Genomic DNA, 19560 nt, shown 5'->3' with positions numbered 1-19560 from the left:
GTCGTGGGCTCCAGGGCCCAACTTTGGGCCCACTGGCGGCTCGTCGGCTTCGGGCTCACCCGACCGGGGGCCTGTGCCTGGCCGGGCCGAGCGCTCCTGCCTACGCTCGGCCCATGGACCCTCAGCAGACTCCGGACGGGCACGACCGCGGGTCTCCTGTGACGGAGGATGTGGCGCACCTGCTGGTGCGCTGTCTTCAGGCCGAGGGTGTGGAGTACGTCTTCGGGATCCCCGGTGAGGAGAACGTCCGCCTCGTCGACGCGCTGGACCGCTCCGGCATCCGGTACGTCCTCGTCCGCCACGAGCAGGGCGCCTCGTTCATGGCCGAGATCTACGGCAGGCTGACCGGCCGGGCCGGGGTGTGCTCGGCCACGCTGGGGCCCGGCGCGATCAATCTGCTGCTGGGCACGGCGGACGCGACGACCAACAGCACGCCGGTCGTCGCCCTGGCCGCGCAAGGCTCCCTGAGCCGGCTCCACAAGGAGTCCCACCAGGTGATCGACCTGGTGTCGATGTTCGCTCCCGTCACCCGGTGGGCGGCGCGGATCCAGTGTCCCGACGCGGTGCCCGAGATGCTGCGCAAGGCGTTCAAGACCGCGCAGAGCGAGCGCCCCGGGGCCGTCTTCCTCGCCGTCCCCGAGGACATCGAAGGAGCACACCCGACGGCGTCGCTCTCTCCTTTGCAGATCGACGCGGTGCACGCCGACGCGCCGTCCCCCACGCAGATCGCACGCGCCGCGGACGTGCTCGCGACGGCTCGCCGCCCGATCGTGCTGGCCGGCCACGGCGCGGCCAGGGCCGGCGCCTCAGCCGCCCTGGTGCGCTTCGCCGAACGGCTGAACGTGCCGGTGGCGACCACCTTCCACGGCAAGGGCGTCTTCCCCGACGACCACGCGCAGGCGCTCGGCGCGGTCGGGTTCATGCGCCACGACTACACCAACTTCGGCTTCGACACGGCCGACGTCCTGATCTGCGTCGGATACGAACTCCAGGAGTTCGACCCCGTAAAGATCAATCCGGCCGGCGACAAACGCATCGTGCACCTGCACCGGTTCCCCGCCGAGGTGGATGCCCACTACGCCGTCACCGTGGGCGTCGAGGGCGATCTGTCGCAGGCGCTCGACACGCTGGCGGACGCGGTGCCGCACAGCTTCCCGTCCCGGGGAACCGGCGACCGCGTCCGCGCGCTGCTTACGGAGGAGCTGGCGTACGGCAGACGCAGCGAAGCGTGCCCGCTGGTGCCGCAGCGGGTGGTGGCCGATGTGCGCGCCGCGCTGGACCGTCACGACATCGTGCTCGCCGACACCGGCGCGGGGAAGATGTGGATGGCACGTCTCTACCCGGCGTACGAGCCGGACACCTGTCTGCTCTCCAACGGCCTGTCCACCATGGGATTCGCGCTCCCCGGCGCGATCGGCGCCGCCTTCGCCCGCCCAGGACGGCGGGTGCTGGCGATGATGGGCGACGGCTCGTTCCTGATGAACTCCCAGGAGCTGGAGACGGCCGTACGCGAACGCGTCCCGCTGGTCGTACTCGTCCTGGTCGACGAGGAGTACGGGCTGATCACCTGGAAGATGGAGCTCGAACTCGGCCGCCACAGCCACACCCGCTTCACCAACCCGGACCTGCTCGCCTACGCCGAGAGCTTCGGCGCACGCGGCTACCGGATCAAGGCGGCCGGCGAGCTGCTGCCCGTACTGCGCCGCGCGCTGGACGAGGACGCGGTGTCCGTGATCGCCTGCCCGGTCGACTACTCCGAGAACCTCCGGCTGACCGACCGGCTCGGCGCGCTCCACGGCCCCTTCTGAGCGCCGCCCCTGATCACCGAACCCTGATCACCGGACCCTGATTCACCGGACCCGGACCGCCGGGAGCGCGCCCGCGGTCAGCGGTGCTCCGGGTTGGCGGAGTCCGCGCGGCAGCCCGCGTCCCATTCGGAGCGCCGGTTGCCGTGGGCCGGGATGCCGCCCGCGCGCTTGAGCATCGCGGCGACATGCATCAGATTCCAGGTCATGAAGGCCGTGTTGCGGTTGGTGAAGTCGTTCTCCGGGCCCCCGGAGCCGGGGTCCAGATACGAGGGGCCAGGACCCGCCTCGCCGATCCAGCCCGCGTCGGCCTGCGGCGGGATCGTGTAGCCCAGGTGCTGGAGGCTGTAGAGCACGTTCATGGCGCAGTGCTTGACCCCGTCCTCGTTTCCGGTGATCAGACAGCCCCCGGCCCGGCCGTAGTACGCGTACTGGTCCTGCTCGTTGAGGAGGCTGGAGCAGGCGTAGAGCCGCTCTACGACCCGCTTCATCACGGAGCTGTTGTCCCCCAGCCAGATCGGCCCGCACAGCACGAGGATGTCGGCGGCCATCACCTTCCCGTACAGCTCGGGCCAGGCGTCCGTCTCCCAGCCGTGCTCCCTCATGTCCGGCCACACACCGGTCGCGATGTCCAGGTCGACCGCCCGGACGACCTCGGTGGCGACACCGCGCGCCTCCATCAGCGAGCGGCTCCTGTCGAGCAGCCCCTCCGTGTTGCTCACGTCCGGGGAGCGCTTGAGCGTGCAGTTGATGTACAGCGCGCGCAGCTCGTCGAACCGGTACGCGTCGTCGGTGCGGTCGGGTGACGCCATGGGGGAAGCTCCTCGGGTACGGGAAGTCACTTGCTCAGTACGTTCGCTCCGACGATGAACAGCCCGAGCAGCACGTCCACGCCGCCGGCCCGGCACGCCGCCGGCCAGCGCCGTCCCGCCACCCGCGCCGCCCACAGCCCCCAGCCGAACAGCGCCACGGTGTTGATGGTCAGGACGACGTTGATCGCGCCGTTCTCCCCCCACCACCCCGCGTACGCGCCGAGCAGCGCCGCCACCGTCGGCAGCGCCGCGGCCACCAGGGGCCATTCGGTCAGCACCGACCGCGCGGTGCTGGCGGTGACCGTCGCCTCGCCGGCCGTACGGTGCGCGATGGCATGGGCGTAGCCGTGTGCCGCCGCCGACGCCAGCGCCGTGACCAGCACCCACACCGCGTCGTAGCCGGGATCCGGCCGCCCGTTGTTGTGATCCAGGGCGGCCGCCAGCCCACTGGCGAGCACTGTTCCGTACACACCGCCGAACAGCAGCCGCTGCAAGGGCTCGGCGCGTCGGCCGGGAGGAGGCGCGGTAACGCCGGGGCTGTCGGACAAGGCGCCACCTCCCAAGGGGAAGAAATCATTCCGCTTCGAGAGATGTAACAGCACGCCGGGCGGATCCCTTCGTACCTACGCCGGTCAGTTCACGGTGCCTTCGGCCGAGGCGTCCAGCCACCGTTGTCCCACCGCCAGGTGGCTGAGGATCAGCGGGCGGTCGGGCAGCAGCTCGGAGAGGGTTTCCAGCACCGTGCGGAGGCACTCGGGGTCCACAGAGCGGGCGGCGAGGAAGTCGACGCTGAAGGAGAGGTAGCCGGTGAGGACGCGTGGGTCGTCGACGAAGACGCCCGCGGCCAGGGAGTCCAGGAGATGACCGAGGGTCTCGGTGGTGGCCTCGTACCGCTGGTCGGTGGGGTCGCGCAGGGCGGGGAAGCGGTCCTGCACGCGGGCCACCACCTGTCGGAGCAGCTCGGAGCGGTGCCGGGCGAGTTCCGCGTACGCCTCGGTGGAGCGGGCGTCGACGGACGACTCGCCGGTCAGAGGTGGTGGAAGGCGCCGGCGCAGCAGCGTGTCGGCGCTCGGGGGGTCGGGCGCGTACAGGTCCGCACCCAGGGCGCGGGCCCACACGCCGTCAGGCCCGAAGCCGGAGCCGCCGCAGAGGACGGGGACGCCGGGCCGGCGGCACACCTGGATGAGGCGGTACGCGAGCGGCAGCCACATCGGCAGGGTGCACGAGAGTGCGACCACGTCAGGACCGTGCTGGTGGAGGTCGGAGACGAGCCGGGCGGCGGGGACGTGGCCGCCGAGGAATCGCACGCGGTGGCCGCGCAGCCGCAGCACCTCGGCGAGGATGCGGGCGGGCAGGGTGTGCCATTCGCCGTCGCTGCAGGTCACCACCACGTCGCCGGCGCTCGCGGCCCCGCTCGAAGCCGTCGGGGCCGGGCGGCGGGTCGCGGCGGCGAGGGCGTCGACGGCCCGCTCGCTGATATGGGTGGCCGCGTGCTCCCGCATAACGCTCCATTCGCCGGACGCCCACCGGGCACCGACCGCCACTTGAGCGGGGGCCACCAGCCCGAGCAGTACCTCCTCCGGACTCACGCCCGCCCGCAGCAGACGCAGGGTCAGGGCGACGGCGGCCTCCTCGTCGGCGCGGCCGAGGTGAGCGTCGAAGGCGGCGCGGACGTCATCGGTGATCGCGGTGCGGGCCTCGCTCATGGGGCGTCCTCCCGGCGGCGCGGGCACGGCGGGGCCTGGAGAGCCAGTACGGCGATGTCGTCGTGCGGGCGGCCGCCCAGCCACTGAGTGGTGAGGAGTTCCACGCGCTCGGCGACCGCGCCGGCCGGCATGCCCCAGCAGGTGGCCAGTGTGCGGGCCAGGCGTTCGTCGCCGTACCACTCGTACCCGGACGGACCGCCGCGCGCCTCGGTGACCCCGTCGCTGTAGAGCAGCATCAGCTCTCCGTGGGCGAGGTGGGACTCCGTCCGGTCGAAGACCGGCTCCGGCAGGACGCCGACCAGGGTGCCGTCGATCGTCACCTCTTCGACCCGGCCGTCGTGGCGCAGGATCAGCGGGGGAAGGTGCCCACCGCCCGCGGTCACCACGGTCAGGCCGCCGTCGGGGGCCGGCCGGGCGGAGCCGGTCACCAGGGTCGTGAAGCGGCTTTCCTCGCCGAGCAGCAGCTGATTGAGCAGCCTCAGGTCGCGTACGGGTTCGGAGTCCGTCAGCGCCAGCGTGCGCAAGGTCTGCTGCACCAGCCCGGCCAGCACCGCCGCCTCGGCGCCCTTCCCGCACACGTCTCCGAAGAAGAACGACACGCCGTCATCGGGGCGCGCGGCGACGTGGTAGAAGTCGCCGCTGATGCGCAGCGCGAGTGCGGCGGGCCGGTAGGCGGCTCCGAGCCTGACGCCGTCGACGGCGGGCAGCGGCGCGGGCGCCAGGTTCGCCTGGAGGACGGCGGTGGTCTCCGCCTGCTGGGAGTAGAGGGTGGCGGTGGCGAGCGCGAGGCCGGCCCGGGCGGCGTACTGCCGCGCCAGCTCGATGTCGGGATCACGGAAGCCGGGCCGCTCGGGCCCCCGGACCAGGATCAGCGCACCGGCCGACACTCCGTTGCCGGAGAGCTGGATCACCAGCGCCTGCGCGCCCGGGCCCAGGTCCGGTGGCAGGGCGCCGTCGAGTCCGTCCAGTTCGCGCGCGGGCAGGACGGCCGCGCGCGCCTGCACGCCGGAGACCGCGTCCGCGACCTGCGGCGCACGCTCCAGCGCTTCCGCCGGTACCTGCCCCGACTCCTCCGTGTCGCCGGGCCCGGACCGGTGCCAGGATGTACGCCGGCCACGCGCCGGCAGGACGACGACGGCCAGGTCCGCCAGGAGCGGCAGCACGAGCCGCGCCACGGTGCGCAGCGTCCGGCCGTGGTGGAGGGATGCCCCCAGCCGCCGGCCCGCCTGCTCCAGGAAGGCCGACCGATCCGGGACCGGCGCCTCTTCGCGGTCGCCTTCCCGGTCGCCGCCCGTCATCGGCGGCGGCTCGCGTCCTCGCCGGGGAGCGCCGTTCCGCGGGGGCGCCGCGCGGCCGTGCGCACCAGGATGTCCATCGCCGACCGCCGCTTCTCCCGCCCCTGTGCTGCCGAAGGCCTCCTCCTTCGCACGCTACGCTCCGCCGCCCGATCCCGCAGGGGTCATAATGTGGGGGTAGCCCTTCGCGCATCCCCCGTCGCGAAGGGCTACTCCTCCAGGCAGCACTGATCACTTCCCACACGGGCAGGGGACTCCCCTCGTGGCCCCCTGCCCGTGTTTTTTCGAGTTAACAGTGACGTAGAGTGTTTACGCAAGCCCAAGCCTGACCTCGCGGCAGGATGCTCCGTTTCGGGGCCGGCACCGGGGCTTCCGCGTCAGGGCCGGTTACAGTACGGGTCCGTTGACCTAGTCGAACACCGCGCAGCTCGGACGAGTACGCCTGCGGCGGACGTGAACGTGGGGGCCTGGATGGACAACGGCGAAGAGCGCACGCCAGAGCTGAAGACCTTGCAGCAGAAGGTCGAGTACATGGTGGAGAAGACCTTCCCCGGCCAGAAGATCTCGGGACGGGTCTTCGCCGACCTGGTCAAGGAGCGGGGCGGCTCCCTCTCGCACAGCTACTTCTCGAACATCCTCGCCGGGAAGGTCACCCATCCGTCGGAGGACATCCTCCGCGCCCTCGGCCTGGGCTTCGGCGTGGACTGGCGCTTCTTCAAGGAGGAGTCCGAGGTCGTCGACGATGTCGTCGCCGGGCTTCAGTTCCTCGCGAAGCGGCGTACGGGAGAGATCAGCGGCGTGGCCGGCCGTGGCCTCGACGACAACGGACTCCCCCCGGAGCTACTGAAGTTCGCGCTCTCCCTGCTGGAGGACGCCAAGGCCGGGAAGAGCACCGGGAAGAACGCCGACGGCGGGGAGCCGGAATCCGAGGCGGAACCGGAACCGGGACCGTAGCGAACGCGCGTTCGTCACTGTTGGGTAGAATCCACTGACGGCATGTCACCGCACGCATCACCGCACGCATGACGACGATCTAGACGATCAAGAGGTCTCCATGTCCCTGCGCGAGCTGCGGAGAGAGTGCGAAGCCGGACTGGCCGACCTGCCCATCCCCGCCCCGTTCGACATCGCGGGGCTGGTGGCGAACATGGAAGCGGCCCGTGGCCGGACGATCGTCCTGCACGAACTGCCCGACGAACTGGCCCGCGTCAACGCCGCCTGCGGCCTGCGCCTCGCGTCCGGCGACACCAGCATCGTCCTCTACCGCCGGCGCCCGACCGCGTACCAGACCCAGCACGTCATCCTGCACGAGCTGTGCCACGAGTGGTTCGACCACGGCACCACCCTCGACGGGGACCAGCTCCGGCGCCTGCTGCCCGTCTTCGACACCTCGCTGATCACCCGGGTGCTCGCGTCCGGCGGCACGATCCAGGCCCGCGCGCAGTACGACACCCACGACGAGCGGGTGGCCGAGTTCGGCGCCTCACTCATTCCCCGTATGGCCAGGGACATGACCAGCGACGACATGGTCGGACGCCTGGTCAACTCCCTCTCGCGCCCCGTCGCTCACCGGCGTCGCGGCTTCTTCCGCCGTTCGTAGCCCCTTATAGATCCCCAGAGATCCCCCACGACATTCCGCAAGGAATCCCCCCACCCCAAGGAATCTCCCCGTGACCCCCCTCGACCTCGCCGGCTACCTCATAGCCGCCCTGATGACCGCTGTCGCCCTGTGGCGGATGCCGGACGCGCTCTGGGGCGATGAAGAAGACAAGCGTCGCCGAGCCCTCTGGGGCTGCTACGCGGGATTCGCCGTCGCCCTGTGGACGAAGACCCGGATCGTACGGACAGGGCTCAACAACAGCCCCGTCACCGACCTTTCCGTGCTGATCAAGCACTACACGGCGACCATCGCGATCCTGGCGATCCTCAGCTACATCGTCGCCATCTACGGCCAGTACCCCGACGACGGGAACGTGCCCCGACACGTCCGGTTCGCCCGCGTGATCCAGCAGGTGGCGGCCAAGGCGTCCGTCGCCACGCTGATCCTGCTGACCGTGCTCTTCTTCACCGTGGTCGACCGCTCCGTCCCCTCGGACCGCTTCGTCTCCGACCACGCGGGTCAATGGGGCGCCACCCTCTACATGAGCGTGTTCTACCTCTACTTGGGCGCCGCCTCCGCCGTCTGCGCCTACCAGTGGGCCCTGGCCACCGCCGACGCCGAACTCCGTCATCTGCGCGTGGGCCTCGGCATGATGACCTTCGCCATGTTCATCGGCGTCGGCTACACCGTCAGCCGGACCCTGTTCATGTGGGTCAGCGTCGTCGACCAGCCCAGCAGGACCTTCGCGCGCACCTTCGACGAGATCACCGAGGTCGCGCAGCTCGTGCTGTTCGCCTTCTTCGCGGTCGGCGCGTCCATCCCCGCCTTCCAGAAGGGCTGGCGCCGCGCGAAACTGTGGCGGGCTCAGGCGGAACTTCACCACCTGTGGCGCGAGTTGATGACGGCCTTCCCCGACCAGCCCTTCGAGCCGCCGGCTTCGCTGCCCCGTGAACTGACCCGCTTCGACACCCCCGCCGACCTCGCCGTCGACCGGTGGACCGCCGATATCGCCGACGCGGTCGAGAAGCTGCGGCACTACGTGCCCGACAGCCTGCTCACGGCGGCCAAGAGAGCCGCGGCGGCGGACGCCCCGGATCCCGCGAAGGCGGGACCGCTCGCCGACGCCTACTGGATCAAGGCCGCCCTGACCGCCAAGGCCGACGGCACGCCCGCCGGCAAGGCCGCGGCCATCGAGCCGCAGCACGCCACCGACCAGGACGACGAGGTCGCCTGGCTGGTACGGGTGGCGGCCGCGTACAAGACGATCACCGACGACCGGACCCGGCACGTCCTGGACGTCCTGAAGTCCATGGAGAAGACAGCGTGAGCACCACCAACCCCACCCCCACCGACTCCACCGCCGACCCCGCCGGCGCGCCGGCCCGCGCCACCACGGTGGCCCGTGTCACCACCGATGTCCTCCAGCCCCGCAACGTCCTGCTGCTCGGCATGCTCGGCATCGGCCTGGCCGCCGCGGGCGACTGGACCGGTCTGCCGTGGGGCCTTCTCGCCGCCCTGTGCGCCGGGATCATCCCCGCCGGCTACATCGAATGGGAGCGCAAGCGCGGAACGTGGGGCGACCGGCACGTCGTCGACCGCGCCAAGCGGGCACCGATCTTCTTCGTCATCCTCGGTTCCATCGGCGCCGGCTCCGTCATCATGGTCCTCGGCCATGCCCCCACGGGCATCCTCGTCACGATGCTCGCCCTCTGGGCGATGACCGTCCTCCTCCTGACCGTCAACACCGTCTGGAAGATCTCGGTCGACGCCGCGGTCGCCTCGGCCGTCGTGGCCCAGCTCGCCGCGGTGCACTCCCCCTGGTGGCTGCTCGCCTACGCCCTGACCGCCGCGGTCTGCTGGTCCCGCGTCGCGCTGACGTACCACACCGTCGCCCAGACCATCGCCGGAGCCACCCTCGGCGCCGCCACCGCGACGGCGTTCCTGTTCGTCTGATGCGTCTGCCCCGCCGCGCGTACGAGGGCTCCGCGTCAGGGGCTCCGGTGCGCGATGGCCTCGTCCAGTCTGCGGCCGAACGGGGCCAGCAGGCTCGCCTCCACGAACCCGGTGCGGCGCAGGTCGTTCAGGTCCCAGAGCACCTCTCGGAGCAGCCGGGGGCTCGGTGTGCGGTTCAAGAAGGATTCCAGCCGGTCGGCGGCCTTGGTCAGGTCCGGCAGCGCGCAGTGGGCGATGAACAGATTGCCGCAGGCCCACGTCGTGTCGTCGCCGTCCGCGCTCTGCTGGGCCTCGAAGATCTCCACCGCCGCGCGCCAGTGCTCGTCCGCCCCGGGATCCCCCATCAGGCGCAGCGTGAGGGCCAGTTCGTAACGCGTCCAGCCGTCGGGGTCGAGTTCCAGGGCGCGGGTGAAGTCGGCCACGGCTTCCTGATGGCGTCCCACCAGACGGTAGGTCTGCCCACGGCTGATCAAGGCCCAGGCGAGGTCGGGGGTGAGCTCGAAGGCGCGGGCGAAGTCGGCCAGCGCCTCGTCGTACCGCTCCATCGCCTGGTAGGTCTGCCCGCGGCTGGCCACGACCCAGGCGTGGTCGGGGCTGATCTCCAGAGCGCGCGTGAAGTCGGCCAGCGCCTCCTCGTACCGGTCCAGGAAACGGTGGGCCTCACCGCGACGGGACCAGGCCCAGCCATATGCGGGATCGATCTCGACGGCTCGGGTCAGGTCGGCCACCGCGTCTTCGTACCGGTCCATCGAATGGAAGGCGTGCCCCCGACTGCCCAGGGCCCAGGCGAATTCGGGATCGATCTCGATGGCGCGCGTGAGGTCGGCCACCGCGTCTTCGTACCGTTCCAAGAAGCGATGAGCCTCACCCCGATGGGCCCAGGCCCAGTCGTACCGGGGATCCGCCTCAAGGGCACCGGTGAAGTCGGCCACCGCCTCCTCATGACGTCCCAGGGCCTGCTGGACCTGGCCGCGGTTGTCCATGGCCCACTCGAATCCGGGATCGATCTCGATGGCGCGGGTCAAGTCGGCCAGAGCCTCGTCGAGGCGCCCCATGGCCTGGTAGGTCTGTCCTCTGGTGGCCACGGCCCAGGCTGTGCTGGGGCTGATCTCGCCGGCGCGGGTCAAGTCGGCCAACGCGTCCTCGTACCGCTCCATGAGGCGGTAGGTTTCGCCGCGCTGAGCCAGGGCCCAGTGGAATTGGGGATCGGCTTCTATGACGCGGGTGAAATCGGCGAGGGCTTCGTCGTACCGCTCCAGGTGACGGTGGGCGACGCCGCGACTGGCCAGGACCCACAGCAGGTGGGGATCGAGGTCGATGGCGCGCGTGAAGTCGGCCAGCGCCTCCTCGCGGCGGCCCATGCTCTGGTAGGCCTGTCCACGGGTGGCGAGATTGATGCTGTCGCCGGGCTCCAGTTCGATGGCGCGGTCGAGGGAGGCCACGGCCTGTTCGTACCGCTCCATGAGGCGGTACGTCTCACCCCGGCCGAAATGGGCGCGGGCGAGATCCGGTGCCATGGCGAGGGCGCTCGCGTAATCATGCAGCGCTTGGTCGTACTGCTCGGCCTCACGGTGTTGGAGGCCGCGGACGACGTGCGCGAGGGCCTGTCCGTCCGGGCTCAGTTCCGTGGCGGTGAGAAGTGTGGTGAGGGCGGCGATGACGCCGGCGGTGTCGTCGTCGGCGGAGGCGTTGAGACTGTGCCCCAGGCCGGTGAGTGACGTGGTGCCGCTGTCCTGACCCGCCTGGATCAGCATCTGTGCCCAGCGGCGGAGGGTGGCCACGCTGTCGGTACACGCGTGCACCACCGTCAGAAGAGCGCCGGGCATGGCCTGTCGGGGGTGTGCGCACAGTTCGTGGTACGTCTCGTGCAGCCGGTGCTCCCGCCACAGGGTGTCGTCCCAGTACTCGTCCGGCGCGAGCGTGCCCTCCAGCGTCTCGCGCCAGCGTGTGAACGTGCCGGCGAGATGGGTGTGCTGCTCCCGCCATTGGCTGGGCGACTGCGTGCGCTGCAGCCGCAGCATGGGGGCGCGGACGACATCGTGGTAGCGGCAGCGTCCCGCCTGATCGGCGACGAAGGCCAGCCCCCGGAGCCAGGTGTACTCGTCCGCCGCGGCTTCCGGTACGACGGCGCGGTAGACGTCCTCGTCGAGATGGAGCGGCAGGGCGCAGGCCAGCGCGGCGGCCCTGCGCCGCGGCTCGGTCTCCCACTTCAGGAAGCGGTCCACCGCGGTGTCGGACGGGTCTCCGACCCCGTCCGGTGCGTCGGGACGGGTCTGGGCGAGGGTGTCGACCAGCACGGGCAGCCGCCCCGACAGCCGCAGCACCACCTCGATCACCCGCTCGTCGGCGACCCCCTTGGCGGCGAGGAGCGCCCGGGCTTCCTCCTCCGTGAAGACGTGCAGCGGGATCTCCGTGACGAGGTCGAGCCAGTCTCCCCAGCAGCGGGCGGCGAGCCGGCCCTGACCGGAGAGCACGACCTGGACATTGACCGGCAGCGCGCCGTACCGCTCGGTGACCAGGACATCCCGCAGCCAGGTGTCCAGCATGGGACCGATCCGCTCGTAGGTGTCGAAGAACACCACGACCCATGGATGACGCCGCGCCACCTCGGCCAGGTCCTTCAGGAAGACCGGGGTGAGGACCCGCATGGGTGACAGGACGAGCTGGACGTCGTCATGGCTGCGGAGCCGGGCGTTCAACAGCGCTCGCAACCGGTCCGCGCCCAACGCGACCTGCTGCCCGTCGACCGCGCCCGCGAGCGCTCCCACCCCCGGCACCAGGCCCAGCGCGACCAGGCCCACCTGAGCGGCCACACTGCTGGACGCCGACGCGGGCGCCGGCGCCTGCGACGCTCCCGGCGCCGCGGCTCCACGCTCGGTCGCCGTTTCCCCCGCGGCCTGGACGACCGACGCGACTTCGGCCTCGTGCCGCCGCTGCCGGTACGTGGCCAGCAGCTTGTCGAACTCCTTCAGCGCACTGCCCTGCTGGCCCAGCTGAACGCTGACGGCCTCCATCCCCTCCAGCACACTGTGGACCTCGTCCCCCACATACGCCGTGACCGCCCGCTGCTCCCGCGCGACGCTCTCCCACTGCCGCACCAGAGACGTCTTGCCCACCCCGGCGTTGCCGTGCACATGAAACAGGAACTGGTACGCCTGATCCTCCGGATCCCGGCCGAAGTTCTCCCGGAACACCGCCAGCTCTCCCCGGCGCCCCACGAAACCTGTTCTGCGCCGCCGGCGGATCATCTCCTGCCGCGACACCCGCTGTTCCGGCATCTCCACCCCCAACACGACCACCAGCATGATGCGCCGTCACCGGCCCCCATGGTTCCGAAACGGGAATTCATGAGGGGGTGGGCGGGGCAATGCGACCGGTATCAGGGAACTTTTTGCTCCGCTTTCCCTGCCTAGTACCTCAAAAGTGACCTGCGCCACATTCCGTTCAAATCTCCCCCGCTTCTTCACTTCCTCATAGCATGGTTGGTTCTGATCACGCGATGAAGTGTTGACCACTCAGCGCAGGGGGAAAAGATGAGCAAGTTTCACATGGGGCCACTGACCGGCCGGCCGGCCGCGAATTCAGGGGAGCGGTCCGCCACCGGCGCGTGTTGTTTTCAGGAGTAGTCCGGGGCGGGGCAAGGCGGCTCAGCGGGCGGCGGGGGCCGGGCGTTGAGTTCCTCGGTTTGAAGCCGGGTGCGGAGAGTCCCGTTGTCAGGACGGGACGGACCGCGAGACGGGTGGCACGACCGGTCATCCGCTGCGCGAACGCTCATAATCGGCCACCGGCGGGCTAAGGGCTGTCCCGTCATCCGTGGCGGATCAGCGCACGGCGTCAGATACGGTGCATCGCAAGGCGGAGGGACGTCTGCATACTGGATGTATTCGGGCGTTCCGACAACGCAGCGAGGTGCCGTAGCTGTCGTCGTGCGCCCGCCAGGGATTACGGGGCAGCCCTTAGTTGGCCTTTACTGCACGGTAGCGCTCGCTGCCGCCGTATCGTGCGATTCATGACGGACATCGGGGACGTCGACCGGTTCGCGATGTCTTTTCCTGCACTGCCCTTCAGCGATCCCCCGGGAGATCATTCCCGGTCGGGAGCGCTCAGCGGACGGCGGGGACGATGCCCCAGGCATACGGAATAACGATCAATCGCTTCACCGACGGGGGATCAAGGGGGGATATGGAGAAGCGGTTGAGCTTCCGGATTTTAGGACCCCTGGCCGTGTCCTCCGGAACCGAGGAGGCGCATATCGGGGGGCCTCGGCACCGGACCATCCTGGTGTTATTGCTGCTCAACCCGGGCCGGATCGTCTCGGTCAACACGCTTATCGACGCGGTGTGGGACGGGCGTCCACCCGCCACGGCGCGCACGCAGGTGTCGATCTGTATCGCGGCCCTGCGCAAGACATTCAAGGCCGCGGGAATCACCGAGGAAGTCATCGCGACGGCGCATCCGGGTTATCTGCTCAACATCGGCGCACACCGGCTCGACTCGGCGGAGTTCGCGGAGCTCGTCTCCGCGGCCGAGTCCGCCGTCCAGCACAACAGGTACACCGAAGCGGCCCGTTGCTACACGGAGGCGCTGCGGCTGTGGACGGGACCGCCGCTGGCGGGGGTGACCGGCCAGTCGGTGGAGGACGAGGCCCGCCGGCTGGAGGAGCTGAGGCTCAACACGTACGAGGACGCGACCTCCGTGCAGCTGGAGCTCGGCAACCACCAGAAGATCCTCCCGGACCTGGCCGCGATGGTCCGCGACCATCCGCTGCGCGAGCGGGCACGCCATCACCTGATCACGGCCCAGTACCGGTCCGGGCGGCGGGCCGAGGCGCTGGAGACGTTCCGGGAGGGGCGCCGGTGGTTCATCGACGAGCTCGGTCTCGAGCCGGGCCCCGCGCTGTGCGAGCTGCACAACGCGATCCTCCAGGACGAACCGTCGCTGGCCCGGGGCGAGCAGGAGGGTGCGGGCGCCGCCGCGCGGCTGCTCGCGAAGCCCGTGGGAGAGCCCTTCGAACTGCCCCCGGACGTGCCGGGACTGGCCGGCCGTACGGAGGAACTCGCGCAGCTCGGCGCGCTGCTGGGGCTGAGTTCCGAGCTGCGCGGCCCGGCGACGGGGCTGATCACCGGAGTGGCGGGGGTCGGCAAGACATGCCTGGCCATCCGCTGGGCGCACAGCGTCGCCGAGCGGTTCCCCGACGGTCAGCTCTTCGCGGATCTCCGCGGCTACGACGAACATCTTGAGCCGACCACCGCGGATGAGATCCTCGGCCGCTTCCTGCGCTCGCTCTCTGTACCCACCGGGCAGATACCCGCCGAGCCGGAGGAGCGGGCCGCCCTCTACCGGAGCATGCTCGCCGACCGGCGGGTGCTGATCGTGCTGGACAATGTGCGTACGTACGCCCAGGTCCGGCCGTTACTGCCGAGCAGCGAAGGCTGCTGCGTGCTGGTCACCAGCCGGGAGCAGCTGTCCGAACTGGTCGCCTGGCCGCCGCGGGCCCGGGTGCGCCTGGGGCGGCTGCCCGCGGCGGAGGCGGTGGAGCTGCTCGGCCGGATCGTCGGCGAACAGCGCATCGCCGCCGACCCGCCCTCCGTGGCCCGGCTCGTGGAGCTGTGCGATCTGCTGCCGCTCGCCCTGCGGATCGCCGGGGCGCGGCTCGCCGCCAAGCCGCACTGGACGGTGGCCCATCTGGTGCGGCGGCTGAGCGACGAGAGGCTGCGGCTGGACGAGCTCAGCCAGGGCGAGTCGCAGGTACGGGCCAGCTTCGCGCTGAGTTACCGCTGCCTCTCGCCGGACACGGCGCGGCTGTACCGGCGGCTGGGGCTGCTCGACGTACCGGACTTCTCCGCGTGGATCGGCGCCGCGCTGCTGGACACCGATCTGCTCGACGCGGAGCGGCTCATCGAGCAGTTGGTCGACGCCCAGTTCCTGGATGTGGTCGGACTGGACGCGACCGGGCACCCCCGCTACCGGTTCCAGAATCTGCTGCGGCTGTTCGCCCGTGAGCGCGCCGAGGAGGAGGAGACGGCCGCCGACCGGCGGGCCGCGTGCGAACGCGCCTTCCGGGCCTACCTCGGTCTGGCGGAGCTGGCCCACCAGCGCGCCTACGGCGGTGACTTCAGCATCATCCACAGCGCGGTCCCCCGCCATGTCCTGCCGGCGGAGCTCAGCACCGGGCTGCTGGCCGGCCCGCTGGACTGGCTGGAGACCGAGCGCCTCTCGCTGGTCGCCGTGGTCGACCAGGCCGCCGAGCTGGGCATGGACGATCTCGCCTGGGATCTCACCACGTCCGTCGTGGTGCTCTTCGAGACCCGCAACTACCTGGCCGACTGGCGGGAGTGCTGCGAGCGGGCGCTCGCCGCGACCCGGGCGGCGGGCAACGCCCGCGGCCAGGCCGCCATGCTGCACAATCTGGGCGCGCTGGAGATGCGGCTGCGCAGCTTCTCGGCGGCCTACGACCGCTTCGCGGCGGCGCTCGCGCTCCACGAACAGGCCGGCGAGGAGCACGGCCGCGCCCTGGTGCTGCGCAACATGGCGATGCTCGACGAGATGCGCGGTGAGCTCACGACCGCCACCGAACGCAGTGCCGAGGCCCTGGAGATCTTCCGCGCCGTGGGTGATCTCTCCTCGGAGGCCCATGTGCTGAACAACATGGCGCAGATCGAGCTGGACCGCGGCAGTACGGACACGGCACGGAAGCTGAGCGAGGAGTCGATCCGGGTCTCCGAGGCGATCGGCGAAGGCGGCGCCCGCAGCGTCGCCCTGGGCACGCACCGGCTGGGCCGGGTGTATCTCGCGCAGGACCGGCACGACCTGGCCGAGGAGGCGTTCCTGCGGATGATCCGGATCGTCCGCGCCAAGTCGGACATGATCGGGCTGGCCCACGGCCTCCTCGGTCTCGGCGAGGCCCAGCTCGGCGCGGGCACCTGGGGACTGGCCCGCGCCACGCTCGTACGCGCGCTCGACGTCGCCGCGCTGGTCAACAGCCCGCTGGTGGAAGGAAAGATCAAACTGGCCCTCGGGGAGGCCCGCAGGCAGTGCGGCGAGCACTCCCTCGCCCGGCAGCATCTTCACGACGCCCAGGGGGACTTCACCCGGATCGGTGTACAGAAATGGGTGGAGCGGGCGGCCGTGGCGCTCTCGCTGCTGAACCGGGAGGAGGGCCCGTCAGGGGGCCCGGTCGACGGCGGGGCCGTGCGATAGCAACGGAAAATGACCGGATGACGATCCCCGCGCTGCCCCACCTGTATCGCGGATATCACCATCTCAGCGAAGCGAAAACGGATCGATAATGGGCCGAAGCCCCCACGGCCTAGTTTCAATCGCGAACACTTCACCACCATGGGGGCCGCAATGCCGAACGTCCGCAACACCGTCGCGCTTCATACCGTCACCGTCCGCCGCGTCGGACTCACCGTATTAGGTGCCAGTGACGAGGGCTGGCACTGACCACCGGCGCAGAAAAATAGAACCGCGATATGGGAAAGCGGTACGGTCCGCGCCACGCAGCCTGCCGTCCGGAGGACAGAGAGGGCACATGGCGCCGCCATACAACTTGTCCCGAAACGCCCGCGGCCGCGGGGCTGAGCACAGCCCCGCGGCCGCGTTCCGCGCGCTCCGCTCCTGCGGCGAGACGAATATCTGGTGGTGGCGGCCGCCGCTGCGCACCGACCCCGCCGATCTCCCGCTGCTGAACACCGAGGAGTTCCGGCAGGCCCTGTGTCTGCGCTCCGAGCTGGACGCCGCGGCCTATGTGCACGCCAGGGCGGCGGCCCGCAGAGCGGTGGGCAAGCTCCTCGGCGTCGGGCCCGAGGAGATCGACCTCGACCAGCGCACCTGTCCGGCCTGCGGCGACCCCGGCCACGGTCCGCCCCGGCTGGGCCGGCCCGATCTGCCGCTGGCGATCAGCCTGGCGCGTACCGCGGGCCATGGAGTCTTCGCCGCCGGCACCGGCTCCGCGATCGGCGTGGACGCGGAGGTGCTGCGTCCCGTACGCCGGGATGTGCTGAGCGAATCGTGGCTCACCGCGGACGAGGGCCTCCATCTGCTGACCCTCCCCCGCGGGCCCGCCCGCGACGCGGTGTTCTACCGCTGCTGGACCCGGAAGGAAGCGGTCGTGAAGGCCAGGGGGCGCGGGCTCAAGGGCATCCAGCTGGACCGGATCGAGTCCTATCCGGCCACGTCCGGCACGGTACGGATGCACTGTCCCGATCAGCCGGGCCCCGCCCCCGGCCGGGGCGCCGACGGCCGGGACACCGCCGAGCGGCACGGCCCCGAGGAGACGGATACGGACGCGAGCCGTACGGACACCTGGATCGTGCGGGACCTGGAGCTGTCCGACCGTATGGCGGCGGCAGTCGCCCAGCCCGAGGACACCGCGGCGGCGTACGGTCCCGTGCGGCTGCACCTCCCCGCCGGCTCCACCGCGCGCCGGAACTCTCCCGGCGCGCGGTGACCAGTGGTCCTGCGGATTCGTCCGGCGGATTCGTCCGGCGGATTCGTCCGGCGGATTCACCGAGCGGCCGACGGCTCCGCCCGCTCGCACTGCGCGCGCGCCAGTGACGCGCCGAAGAGCAGCACCAGTTCATGGAAGCGGTAGAGCGGACGCCCCTGCCGGTCCACGCCGCAGATGTCGAGCAGCGCCCCGTCCACCAGCTGTTCGAGGCGCTGTTCCGCCGCCGCCTCCGGCATACCGAGATACCGCGCGGCGCGCTGCGCCGGGAAGGCGGCCGAGCCGATCCCGGCCAGCCGGATCAGCGTGGTCCCCGTGTGCTCCGGCAGCTGTCGCAGCGACGGCAGCAGCGACCCGAGCAGGTCGAGCCCGCCGAAGGACAGCTCCGACAGCCGGGTCTCCGGGTCGGCCAGCCTGGCCGCCAGCCGCGCCACCGGCCAGTAGGGGCGCGCCGCGAGCCTGCTGCCCGTGATGCGCAGCGCGAGCGGCAGTCCCGCGCAGTACGCGAGCAGGTCGTCCGTCGCGTCGGGCTCGGCCAGCAGCCGGGCGCCGCCGGCGAAGGAGGCCAGCAGGTCGAACGCCTGACTGTCCCCGAGCGGGGCGAGTGCGGTGGTCCGCGCTCCCGTCACCCGGGTCAGCCGCGCGCGGCTGGTGATCAGCACGACAGCCTCGGGCGATCCCGGCAGCAGCGGGTCCAGCTGCCGGCTGGTGACCGCTCCGTCGAGCACGACCAGCAGCCGCTTGCCCGCGGTCCGCGCGCGGTAGAGACGGACCAGTTCGTCCAGGTCCTTGCGGTCGTACGCCGCGCTCCCGGTGGCGTCGGCGCCGAGGGCGCCCAGACCGCGCAGCAGCCCGACGAGGACCTCGCGAGGGCTCTTCGGCGCCCCGTCCGGCCGCGCCAGCTCGGCGAAGAGCTGACCGTCGGGGAAGTGCACGGCGCTCGTGTGCGCGGCGTGCACCGCCAGGGCGGTCTTGCCCACCCCCGTCATTCCCGTGACCAGCAGATAGCGCGGCCCGCGCCCGGTCCCGGCGGGGGCCAGCTGGGTGCGCAGAGCCGTCAGTTCGCCCTGGCGTCCGATGAAGTCGTCGGTGTCCGGCGGCAGCATCATGGGCGGGCCGCCGCCGTCGTACTCCGTCGGCTCGCCCTGCCGGACCTCGCCCCCCGGCCCCGGTCCGAGACTGCCGACCAGCACCGCCTGGTACGTCGAGCCCAGCGCCTCGCCCGGGTCTATGCCCAGCTGGTCGGCGAGCACGCCGCGACCGTCGTAGTAGCTCTGCAGCGCGTCGCCCTGCCGCCCGCAGCGGTAGAACGCCGTCATCAGCTGGGCCCGCAGCTTCTCCCGCAGCGGGAACTGAGCGACAAGACCGGTGAGTTCGGCGGTCAGCTGCTCGTGTCTGCCGAGCGCCAGGTCCGCGTCGATACGGCTCTCCAGCGCGTGCATCCGCGCCTCTTCCAGCTGCGGCAGCTCGGCGTCGGCCAGGTGTTCTGTGACATTGGCGAGCGCGGGCCCGCGCCACTGGCCGAGCGCCTCGGTGAGGAGGGCGCCCGCCTCGCGGTACCGATGTCTGCGCAGCGCCTCACGGCCCAGCTTGTCCAGCCGCTCGAACTCCAGGAAGTCGACGCTGCTGTCCGGCGCCTGGAGCAGATAGCCGGGCTGGCGGCGCTCGATGCTCACCTCGTCGCCGAGGAGCTTGCGCAGCCTCGACATGTACGTATAGATCTGCGCGCCGGACGTGGCCGGCGGCTCCCACCCCCACAGCAGTGAATTCAACCGCGCGTCGGACACCACGCGTCCCCTGGCGAGCAGCAGGGTCGCGAGGACTGTGTGCACCTTCGAGCCGGACAGCGCGACCCTTGCGCCACCCTTGTGAACTTCAACCGGGCCGAGGACTCGGAAGTCCATTCGGCACCCCCCGTCTGGCGTATACGAACGTTCGCT

At 71.0% G+C, this 19560-nt stretch carries 13 protein-coding genes; 7 read left to right on the top strand and 6 right to left on the bottom strand.

Annotated elements, in window-relative coordinates:
- The first annotated feature begins 113 nt into the window (after positions 1–113).
- The gene (locus ACZ6MZ_RS02290) at positions 114–1808 is read left to right on the top strand and encodes an acetolactate synthase large subunit (protein WP_469349283.1); all 1695 of its coding nucleotides are present in this window, start codon (positions 114–116) and stop codon (positions 1806–1808) included.
- A gap of 77 nt (positions 1809–1885) precedes the next feature.
- On the opposite strand, the gene ACZ6MZ_RS02285 is transcribed toward ACZ6MZ_RS02290, so the two are convergent.
- From ACZ6MZ_RS02285 to ACZ6MZ_RS02270, 4 genes are all read right to left on the bottom strand, one after another.
- Entirely contained in the window at positions 1886–2617 is a 732-nt protein-coding gene (locus ACZ6MZ_RS02285) for a flavodoxin family protein (protein ID WP_469349282.1), read from the bottom strand.
- Positions 2618–2643: 26 nt separating this feature from the next.
- The gene (locus tag ACZ6MZ_RS02280) at positions 2644–3165 is read right to left on the bottom strand and encodes a hypothetical protein (protein ID WP_469349280.1); all 522 of its coding nucleotides are present in this window, start codon (positions 3163–3165) and stop codon (positions 2644–2646) included.
- A gap of 84 nt (positions 3166–3249) precedes the next feature.
- Entirely contained in the window at positions 3250–4323 is a 1074-nt protein-coding gene (locus tag ACZ6MZ_RS02275; RefSeq protein ID WP_469349279.1) for a cobalamin B12-binding domain-containing protein, read from the bottom strand.
- Positions 4320–5621 carry a PP2C family protein-serine/threonine phosphatase gene (locus tag ACZ6MZ_RS02270; RefSeq protein WP_469349278.1) on the bottom strand — a complete coding sequence of 434 codons (1302 nt, stop codon included), beginning with the start codon at positions 5619–5621 and terminating at the stop codon, positions 4320–4322. Before ACZ6MZ_RS02270 ends, ACZ6MZ_RS02275 begins: the two co-directional genes overlap by 4 nt.
- A gap of 468 nt (positions 5622–6089) precedes the next feature.
- Between ACZ6MZ_RS02270 and ACZ6MZ_RS02265 the strand changes: the two genes are divergently transcribed.
- From ACZ6MZ_RS02265 to ACZ6MZ_RS02250, 4 genes are all read left to right on the top strand, one after another.
- Positions 6090–6572 carry a hypothetical protein gene (locus ACZ6MZ_RS02265; protein ID WP_469349276.1) on the top strand — a complete coding sequence of 161 codons (483 nt, stop codon included), beginning with the start codon at positions 6090–6092 and terminating at the stop codon, positions 6570–6572.
- A 100-nt stretch (positions 6573–6672) separates the two neighbouring features.
- Positions 6673–7218 carry a toxin gene (locus ACZ6MZ_RS02260; protein ID WP_384179222.1) on the top strand — a complete coding sequence of 182 codons (546 nt, stop codon included), beginning with the start codon at positions 6673–6675 and terminating at the stop codon, positions 7216–7218.
- Positions 7219–7288: 70 nt separating this feature from the next.
- Positions 7289–8545 carry an MAB_1171c family putative transporter gene (locus ACZ6MZ_RS02255; protein ID WP_469349274.1) on the top strand — a complete coding sequence of 419 codons (1257 nt, stop codon included), beginning with the start codon at positions 7289–7291 and terminating at the stop codon, positions 8543–8545.
- A complete protein-coding gene (locus ACZ6MZ_RS02250; protein ID WP_389782190.1) occupies positions 8542–9171 on the top strand; it encodes a hypothetical protein in 630 nt (209 codons plus the stop codon). The genes ACZ6MZ_RS02255 and ACZ6MZ_RS02250 overlap by 4 nt, the downstream gene beginning before the upstream one ends.
- A 35-nt stretch (positions 9172–9206) precedes the next feature.
- Here the strand turns inward: ACZ6MZ_RS02250 and ACZ6MZ_RS02245 are convergent, their stop codons facing one another.
- On the bottom strand, positions 9207–12464 hold the full coding sequence (locus tag ACZ6MZ_RS02245; RefSeq protein ID WP_469349272.1) for a tetratricopeptide repeat protein: 3258 nt from the start codon (positions 12462–12464) through the stop codon (positions 9207–9209).
- Between the two features lie 931 nt (positions 12465–13395).
- On the opposite strand from ACZ6MZ_RS02245, the gene ACZ6MZ_RS02240 reads away from it, so the two are divergent.
- Both ACZ6MZ_RS02240 and ACZ6MZ_RS02235 read left to right on the top strand, forming a co-directional pair.
- Positions 13396–16371: an AfsR/SARP family transcriptional regulator gene (locus ACZ6MZ_RS02240; RefSeq protein ID WP_469349270.1), complete on the top strand. Its 2976-nt coding sequence runs from the start codon at positions 13396–13398 to the stop codon at positions 16369–16371.
- 334 nt (positions 16372–16705) lie between these two features.
- A complete protein-coding gene (locus ACZ6MZ_RS02235) occupies positions 16706–17623 on the top strand; it encodes a 4'-phosphopantetheinyl transferase family protein (protein ID WP_389782198.1) in 918 nt (305 codons plus the stop codon).
- A 56-nt stretch (positions 17624–17679) separates the two neighbouring features.
- Here ACZ6MZ_RS02235 and ACZ6MZ_RS02230 read toward each other — a convergent pair whose 3' ends face one another.
- Positions 17680–19452, bottom strand: a complete 1773-nt coding sequence (locus tag ACZ6MZ_RS02230; protein ID WP_469349268.1) for an AfsR/SARP family transcriptional regulator — start codon at positions 19450–19452, stop codon at positions 17680–17682.
- Positions 19453–19560: the final 108 nt, after the last annotated feature.

The sequence above is a fragment of the Streptomyces sp. NPDC042201 genome (assembly GCF_055582185.1).
Note: the sequence above shows the minus strand (reverse complement) of the source record. Positions and strands in the feature narration are given on the sequence as shown.

Coding starts and splice junctions, on each gene's coding strand:
- ACZ6MZ_RS02290 (WP_469349283.1), top strand. CDS start 114: ATGGACCCTCAGCAGACTCCGGACGGGCACGACCGCGGGTCTCCTGTG.
- ACZ6MZ_RS02285 (WP_469349282.1), bottom strand. CDS start 2,617: ATGGCGTCACCCGACCGCACCGACGACGCGTACCGGTTCGACGAGCTG.
- ACZ6MZ_RS02275 (WP_469349279.1), bottom strand. CDS start 4,323: ATGAGCGAGGCCCGCACCGCGATCACCGATGACGTCCGCGCCGCCTTC.
- ACZ6MZ_RS02270 (WP_469349278.1), bottom strand. CDS start 5,621: ATGACGGGCGGCGACCGGGAAGGCGACCGCGAAGAGGCGCCGGTCCCG.
- ACZ6MZ_RS02265 (WP_469349276.1), top strand. CDS start 6,090: ATGGACAACGGCGAAGAGCGCACGCCAGAGCTGAAGACCTTGCAGCAG.
- ACZ6MZ_RS02260 (WP_384179222.1), top strand. CDS start 6,673: ATGTCCCTGCGCGAGCTGCGGAGAGAGTGCGAAGCCGGACTGGCCGAC.
- ACZ6MZ_RS02235 (WP_389782198.1), top strand. CDS start 16,706: ATGGCGCCGCCATACAACTTGTCCCGAAACGCCCGCGGCCGCGGGGCT.